Source organism: Amaricoccus sp. W119 (assembly GCF_047275745.1).
GTDB lineage: Bacteria > Pseudomonadota > Alphaproteobacteria > Rhodobacterales > Rhodobacteraceae > Amaricoccus.
This window is the reverse complement of sequence record NZ_JBKQWU010000101.1, coordinates 1-7,411: the sequence shown is the minus strand read 5'-3', so window position 1 is coordinate 7,411 and position 7,411 is coordinate 1. Positions and strand designations below refer to the sequence as shown.

The 7,411-nt window shown below is 69.2% G+C and carries 8 protein-coding genes; all 8 read right to left on the bottom strand.

What is annotated here, in order from left to right; genetic code table 11:
• Window positions 1-488, bottom strand: a 488-nt coding sequence (locus ACLJK8_RS21280) for an SAM-dependent methyltransferase (RefSeq protein WP_413152344.1), incomplete at its 3' end; no start/stop codon positions are given.
• Entirely contained in the window at window positions 485-1,204 is a 720-nt protein-coding gene (locus ACLJK8_RS21275; RefSeq protein ID WP_413152345.1) for a PIG-L deacetylase family protein, read from the bottom strand. The genes ACLJK8_RS21280 and ACLJK8_RS21275, both read right to left, overlap by 4 nt.
• Window positions 1,201-2,283, bottom strand: coding sequence for an acyl-CoA dehydrogenase (locus ACLJK8_RS21270; protein WP_413152346.1), 1,083 nt, complete (start codon window positions 2,281-2,283; stop codon window positions 1,201-1,203). Before ACLJK8_RS21270 ends, ACLJK8_RS21275 begins: the two co-directional genes overlap by 4 nt.
• The gene (locus ACLJK8_RS21265) at window positions 2,280-3,308 is read right to left on the bottom strand and encodes a glycosyltransferase (RefSeq protein ID WP_413152347.1); all 1,029 of its coding nucleotides are present in this window, start codon (window positions 3,306-3,308) and stop codon (window positions 2,280-2,282) included. The genes ACLJK8_RS21270 and ACLJK8_RS21265 overlap by 4 nt, the downstream gene beginning before the upstream one ends.
• Entirely contained in the window at window positions 3,305-4,330 is a 1,026-nt protein-coding gene (locus ACLJK8_RS21260; protein ID WP_413152348.1) for a glycosyltransferase, read from the bottom strand. The genes ACLJK8_RS21265 and ACLJK8_RS21260 overlap by 4 nt, the downstream gene beginning before the upstream one ends.
• Window positions 4,327-5,229 (bottom strand): glycosyltransferase family 2 protein, encoded by a 903-nt coding sequence (locus tag ACLJK8_RS21255; RefSeq protein ID WP_413152349.1) that lies wholly within the window; start codon window positions 5,227-5,229, stop codon window positions 4,327-4,329. The genes ACLJK8_RS21260 and ACLJK8_RS21255 overlap by 4 nt, the downstream gene beginning before the upstream one ends.
• Window positions 5,230-5,238: 9 nt before the next feature.
• Window positions 5,239-6,708: a glycosyltransferase family 2 protein gene (locus ACLJK8_RS21250; RefSeq protein ID WP_413152350.1), complete on the bottom strand. Its 1,470-nt coding sequence runs from the start codon at window positions 6,706-6,708 to the stop codon at window positions 5,239-5,241.
• A 236-nt stretch (window positions 6,709-6,944) separates the two neighbouring features.
• A partial coding sequence (locus ACLJK8_RS21245) for a transglutaminase-like domain-containing protein (protein ID WP_413152401.1) occupies window positions 6,945-7,411 on the bottom strand: 467 nt, incomplete at its 5' end.

The following is a 7,411-nucleotide window of genomic DNA, read 5'->3' as shown; positions in this document are numbered from 1 at the left end:
CATTCGATAAACATCTCTTCGGATGCCGGCCCATCGAGCTCGGTCTCAGTGTCGCCGAGATAGCTTGCGAGCAGGACGACACCGTTACCCGAGAGCGTCCGCGCGGCATCGTGCGCGAGCTGAGCGATATCGTCGGCGTCGAAGAAATAGAGCACCTCGGACAATACGATGAGGTCCCAGGCGCCACATGGCCAGTCCCTCGGAAGCACGGCGCGACGAAACTCCGCGTTGGCCACACCTCGCGATCTGGCGCGCACGAGCGCCGCCTCGGCCGCGTCGACGCCAAGAAAGTAATCGCAGCGTCGAGCGATCTGCTCGCTCAATACACCGATCGAGCAACCAATCTCGACGCCCTGCGGAAACCGGCGGGCGCCCAGGAGGCCCAGAGAGAGCGCATACTTCTCCGCCTCGTAAGCGCTGGTTTCATAGCCCCAGGGGTCGATGTTCTCCGAATACATGCGGTCGAAAACGGCGGGGTCCATGCTCATGGTCGGATGAAGATCTCGTCGGTTGCGATGAAGTGATTTTTCAGTCCCGGCGGCATCATGAAGCCAGAGGGGTCATCGTCGATCAGACGCGTCATCTGCGATACATGCGCCTCCACCGCGCGTGCCTTCCGTTGGCGCCAGGGGTCCGAGGCGAAGCGCCGGATGGCGCGCGGCACGGGCCAGCTGGTACCGAGGCGACCCCAGACGGGGCACCCCCAGACCTGGATTCCGAGCCGGGCGGAGAGCCAGTGGGAAAGCTGCCAACTCCTGAGATGGTCCGGATGGGGGTCGCCACCCCAGGTTGTCCAGATCGCCGAGATCCTGGAAAGATCACCGAGCCTGCCCGCGAGCTCCAGGAAGGTCGCTTCGTCCTCCGGGGCGGCGAGGTCGGTGTATCCGAGCCAGATCGGCGTCACGCGCCCCTCGGAGAGGATGCTCACCGCCCGGGTCACCTCTCGCCTTCGGAGCGCGGCCAAGCGCTCCGCCGGGAACCGCGCCGAGGCGCGATGCGAACGCGAGCCGTCAGTCACGATCGCCACGCGCACCTCGATTTCCGCTTCGGCGGCGGCGGCGATAGCCGCGCCACAGGCGAGCGTTTCATCGTCGGGATGCGGCGCGAGGACCAGGACGGCTCCACCCCCTGAGAGCTCGTCGATGGTCGCGAATGGCGCGATCGAGGCCGCCGCGAGCAGCGGGGCATTGTAGAGCTCGGTCATTCCGCGGGCTCCTCCCCCAGAGCTTCGCCGATCGGGGCATTCGCCTGGCACACCAGCGCCCCCGCTCGAGCAAGCTTTCCATCGAGATCGGCTTGACGAAGGAAGAGTTGCAGGTCGCGCCGGATGCGCTCGACCGGCGCGCCCGTCGCGAAGGCGCGCGTGCCGAGCGCGCGATCGACCATGGCAATCCCCTCCAGGCAGGACGTCTCGACGAATTCCCGTGCGAGAAGGCTGAGCGCGACCGTGTCCGGCCGGGCGTCCGCGGCCTCGATGGCGACGGCCGCCGCCTCGACCATCAGACGCGCGGCATGCGCGTTGGCCGCCAGCTGGGCCAGCCGGCACAACTGCGCCTCGCGCTGGTCTCTTCGGATCGCCTGCCGCGCCGCCTCGGCCATCGCCTCGAGCCCACCGACGTGGAGCGCCGCGTAACGCCAGACACCACCTTCGAAATGCGGTTCGGTTTCGTAGTCCCCAGGGGTGCCCAGCAGTTCGCCCTCGAGCGCATCGAGATTGAACGTTCCCGAAACCGTCGCGCGCATGCCGCTCATCTGCCAGGCGCCCGCGTCGGCACGCGTGCCGTCGGTGGTCGAGACCACCGCCAACCGCGTGCCATCCAGGCGTCCGACGCTCACGATGGATCGACCGACAAGGCCGAGCCCCGAGGCGAAGCGCTTGCCGCCAGCCAGGACGACCCGGCGCCCTCCCATCCTTGAGATCCGAGCGGGCTGCTCGCCATCCGCGCCCCAGACGCCATAGAGCACTCCATTCGCCGCGTCTGACCGATGGCGCTGGCACTGCTCGGCGTCGCCGTAAAGCGCGATGAGCTTCAGCGCGTTCATATGCCCCTCGACGAGCCGTCCTACCGAAAGGTTTGCCCGCCCGACGCGGCGCAGCATGGTCACGGCCGCTTTCGGGTCCGACGGATGCGATAGCCGATCAAGCAATCCACACCGTCGCAGGTCCGCGACGTCCTCGGACAGGTCGAGCTCGCCGGCGTCGGCCGCCGCCGCGCGCGCGGCGACGCGCGCCAGCGCGGCGCTGGTCTCCCCGAGGGCGCCGCGGGTGTCGGGGCGGTTCATGCTCCGACCATCGCGCGGCGGCCGCGCTCGAGCCGCGCCACCGCGCGCCGAAGCCGTGGCAGTTCGGCGCGGAGACCGGAAAGATGCATGCGGCGGGCGACGAGGCCAGACGTCTCCGCTTCGACGCGGGCCCAGATCCTCCCGAAATCATCGGGCGCGACCCGCCGTCGCAGCGCCGCGCGCAAGCGCGCGCGTCGCAACGTGCTTTGCGCGGGTTGGAAGATCTCATCGACGAGCGGATCCTCATCGGTCAGGCGACTTCTCAACGCGCCCGCCATCCCTCCCGGCGTGCGCCCCGTCATGCGGCAGGAGATCACGACGCGCGCGGTGGAAGAATGCCTCACCCGCCACCCCCGCGCTTCGGCCGCGGCCGCGAAGGCGCGGTCCTCGCCCACGGCGAGATCCGGCATCCCTCCCAGGCTCGCATGAAGCGCCCGGCCAAAGGCGAGGCTGGCACCGGCCGCGTTCAGATGCGCCGGTTCGGGGTCATGGGGGACTGGATCGAGGAGCCAAAGCGCGCGGCGGGTCAGCTGCTCATATTCACCCTCGATCGCCCCCAGCTGTGCGATCCGCGCGGGAAGAGCGGCGCTTTCTTCGACGTCGGGTAGGACAAGCCCACAAATGAGGTCCGCGCGGCTCAGTTCCCGCAAGTTGGCGGTGACCCAATCCGGGGCGACGCGCCCGTCGGCGTCGGTCGTCATGATGGTGCCATCGACGGAGAGCCTTTCCAGCGCGGCGCAGTTGGCCAGACGACGCGCTCGGCCCACACCGCTGCCCGCTGGCGGAACAGGCTCGTCGATCACCGCGCCGGGCAGTCCGGTGCGGGCGAACCAGCCGCGGGCCAGCGCGGCGGTGTCATCCTGGCAGCCGTTCGCGGCGAGGACGATGCCTCCACGCCCTGCCAGGGCCACCGCCGCCGCGTCCAGACAGGCGCGCACGCGGCGGGCCTCGTCCCTGGCCGGGATCGTCACGGCCACCTGCCAAGGCAGCTCATCGCCGAAGACCGCCGTGACCGGCGCGTTCATGCGCCCGCCTCGGCGGGAGCAGAGGTGCGCGTTGGCGCGGGCCGCGACAATTCCGACCGCCAGGCTTCGATGACCGCCGACAGCCGGAACTCCGGTCGCGCGCGGACAATCGGCGAGGTCGCGCGCCACGCAAGGACGCGGGCGGCGATCGCGTCCGGATCACGGGCGTCGATCAGCTGCGAGGGATCGCTCGCCACCTCGTCATTCGCGCCCAATCCCGCGTGAAGGAGCGCGGGGCAACCGACGGCGTTCGCCTCCGCGATCACGAGGCCGAACGTCTCGGCGAACCGGGTCTGGGGGTAGAACAGGCACAGGGCGCGCCGCATCCAGGAGACGAGCGCCGAAGGATCGAGGCGTCCGAGATGCTCGACCCCCTCCGGCGCCAGGCCGACGCGCCAGCGCAGATAGCCCGGATCGGCGACGGCGAGGCGCAGGCTGGGCAGTCGGGCTCGCAATTGCCCGAACGCGCGATACACCTCGTCGAGGCCCTTGTGAGGCGACGACGCGAACAGCAGCAGGTTGGGATCGCGTCGCGTCGCATCGGGCCGAAGATCATCGCTGATCGGATTGAACACATGCGTGATCGGAGGCCGTGGCATGTGAAGGAAGGAACGCAGCGCGCGCGCATGACTGGCCGAGACGCCAATGATCTCGATCTCCGCCTCCGCGAGCGCCGGTCCCATGACACGGTTATGCCGCCCGGGAAAAACATGCATCCAGAGCGCTATCCGAGCATCCGGATGCGCGCGTCGCAGCCGCAAGGCAACCTTCCAGGAATTGATGACGAGGATGATCTCCGGCGCGCCCGGCAGTGCGCGCGCCGGATCGAAGGCAGCATAGGCGACACCGCTCACCCGCTCGGACCGAACGCGCCCGGTCTGGAACACGGTGACGCCGGGGGCCAGCCGCTCCGCCACCCGAACGACCGTCGCCTCGGTTCCACCCAACCCCGCGAGGCTCTCCCGGTCTCCGCTGTAGGGAACCGGCGTCAGCGGGTCGACGATAGCGAGCCGGAGGGTCACACCGCCACCTCCACAGCTCCGCGCAGCAGGGTGAGATCGACGGCGGCGGGGTTGGAGCAAGCCACGACGCGGATGTCCGCGAGATCGATCGGCACGGGTTCGACCTCGCGGGTGGCGAACCACCGTTCCACGGACCGCCAGACCCGGAGACGGTCGGCGGCGCGGCGCGGACTGTCGTAGTCCGTGGCGCTGGTCTGGGTCAGAGAGTCGGGCGTCTCGATCTTGGTGAGAAGGATCTCGGGTATGACCCAGATGACCTCGCCCGCCATGATCAACCTGTTGCGAAACTCGCGATCTTCCTCCACGCAATCGGAGAAACCTCCGAGGCGATCGAAGACCGAGCGATGGAACAGCCCGGAGTTCACGTGCGTCCAGTCGCCGGGAACACCCGCCGCCATCTGCAGGTTCGGGAAGAAATCGTCGACGAGCGACAGCGTCCGCCGGATTTCCACCCGGCCGCCATCGGGCAGGATCAACTCGTGGTGGCACAAGGCGGCGCCGATCTGGATCGTTGACTCCGGCTCTCTGCCGGCGAGTCGCCAGTTCAGGCAAGGATGCGCGCCGACGTTCTCATTGCCGATCACCCGCGCCTGCCGCGCGACCTTGTCGCGGTGCGGCAGGTCATCGGAATCGTGGAATGTGACCGCGTCCGAGCGACTGAGGGCGATGCCGACGTTCTTTGCCCGGGCGGTGCCCACGTTTCTTCCAAGCCTGACCGAGGTGAACTTCGGATGATCCGCGTATCGGGCCAGGACGCGCGGTGTATCGTCGGTCGAGGCGTCGTCGATCACGAGCACGCGCACCGCGGGGTGCGACTGGGCGAGCGCCGCCTCGACGGCCTGACCTATGCTGTGTCCGCGATTGTAGGTCGGAATGACGATCGTGACACTTGGCAACATGGCGGCCTCCTAGGATGCGAGCGCGGCGCGGTAATTCGCGAGATGCCGCGCGGTGAACAGGAAACTCACGGCCGGCGCGATCAGCAGGACCGCGCCGAAGCGGGCGAGCGGAACGCCGGCCGGGTAGGCGAGTATCGTCGCCCCGAGCAGCGCCAGGGCGGCGAGGTGAAAAGGCAGGCAGTCGCGCGCTTGCGTCGGGGACTTCGGAGTGCGTTGAAAGGCGCCGGCGGTGCCGAAAAGCCCGTCGATGGTCCCGCGCGCGGCGGAAGGGACCAGCGCGACGCGGGTCGCCGAAGCCGCGACGACCGCGAGGACGCCGGCGCGGGAAATGCAAGCCGCGAGCGGTATCACGGCGCTCACGATGATGAGGCAGAGGCAGACCGTAGCCAGTTCGACGAGAAGTCGCGCGGAATGCACGCCGGCGGTCTCGCCGGCGTACGTCAGATGCGCCCAGCCCCCGGCGAGGCAGGCCGCCGCCGGAAGCGCGAGGTTGGTCCAGGCGGTCAGCTGCGCGAAGACATGCGCGGCGGTCCGGCTCGGCAGCTGGGCGATATCCCCGAGACTCGCGAGGTTGCCGGCCGCCCAACGATAGCGCTGGCGCTCCAGCGCGGCGAAATCGAGCGGCAGCAGTCCGTGGCCCCCGACGCGGCTGTCCAGCCGACCATGATAGCCCAACGCGCGCAGCCGCAGCCCGAGCGCCGCGTCCTCGGTCAGGGTCGCGGCGCTCCAGCCGTCGGCGGCCGCGAGCGCGCGCCGGTCGATCACGCTCAGCGTCCCGGTGAGCAGCATCGCGTCGGCCGCGTCCGCGAAGCGCGCGTGCCGCGTGAAGTAGTCGGAAAGCTCGAGCACCACGCCGGCGGCGGGCTCGGCGGAGCGGTACGCCTGCGGAAACTGCACGAAATCCGCCCGGTGCCGACGGAGCGCGCCGGCCGCGAGCGCGAGGAAGTCCGGGGTCAGCTGATAGTCGGCATCGACCACGACGACATGGGTGGCCTTCGGGTTTGTGGCTGCGAAAGCGATGTTGAGCGCCCCCGCCTTGGCTCCTTCGACGCGATCCTCATGAAGGAAGCGAAACCGTCCGTGCCCCTGGCACCAGTCGCGGACCGGGTGCCACACCGCGGGATCGGCGGTGTTGTTGTCCATCACGATGACCTCGAAATCCGGGGGATCGATCTGGGCGTCGAGGCTCTCGAGCGTCGCGATCACCAGCGCCGGGGGCTCGTCGCATGTGGCGACATGGACCGAGAACACCAGCGGACGGTCGGCGTCGCGGTCGGAGGGCTCGACCGGGAGCACGCGCGGGCGCACCAGCAGCGTCCAGAAATGGCCCGACGCGAGCGACACTTGCGCCACCAGAACAACGATCATGACCATGATGGCCGCCCCGGGCGCCAGGCAGGCGAGAAGGGCCAGGGCCAGCCCGATCCGCTCGCTTCTCAACTGCGCGCGCAGGCGCGCGCGGATCCGGGCGCCCCGCACCGAACGAACTCCCGGCGCGACCCCGGATCCGCCTCCCTCCCCGGAAGCGCCGATAGCGAGCGGGTCGGCGTCGTTGGAAATCGTGCGCCCGGCCGAGTGCACAAACTCGGCGAGGGGAGTCGGGGACTTTCGGCCTGGCCGCTCCAGCATCGCACTNGGAAATCGTGCGCCCGGCCGAGTGCACAAACTCGGCGAGGGGAGTCGGGGACTTTCGGCCTGGCCGCTCCAGCATCGCACTAGAGCTCCGCGCGATCCCTCGACGAGGCCGAGCGAGCGGTGACCGGCCGCTCTTCCCACACCTCCTCGGTGACGACCTGGAAGCCGACCAGCGAAGAGGGCCCATAGCTCGTCGAGATGGCCACGTCGGTCGCGTCGCGGCCCGTCGCGATCAGGACGCGGCCGATGCGCGGGATGTTGTGTCGCGCATCGAACGTGTACCAGCGGCCGCCGAGGTAGGCCTGGAACCAGGCGCTGAAATCCATCGGATCGGGCACGGGCGGAACGCCGATGTCTCCGAGATAGCCGGTGCAGTACCGGGCCGGGATGTTGACGCAGCGGCAGAGCGCGATCGCCAGGTGGGCGAAATCACGGCAAACACCGGTCCGGTCGAGATAAGCCCCGTGGGCGGTACGATGCGAATGGGCGTTCTGATAGTTGAATGTGATGTGGTCGTGCACGAAATCGCAGATCGCCTGGACACGCG

What these genes read in the sequence shown, in the direction of transcription:
- ACLJK8_RS21255 (WP_413152349.1), bottom strand. Translation starts at nt 5,229, where the DNA reads ATGTTGCCAAGTGTCACGATCGTCATTCCGACCTACAATCGCGGACAC.
- ACLJK8_RS21265 (WP_413152347.1), bottom strand. Translation starts at nt 3,308, where the DNA reads ATGAACGCGCCGGTCACGGCGGTCTTCGGCGATGAGCTGCCTTGGCAG.
- ACLJK8_RS21270 (WP_413152346.1), bottom strand. Translation starts at nt 2,283, where the DNA reads ATGAACCGCCCCGACACCCGCGGCGCCCTCGGGGAGACCAGCGCCGCG.
- ACLJK8_RS21275 (WP_413152345.1), bottom strand. Translation starts at nt 1,204, where the DNA reads ATGACCGAGCTCTACAATGCCCCGCTGCTCGCGGCGGCCTCGATCGCG.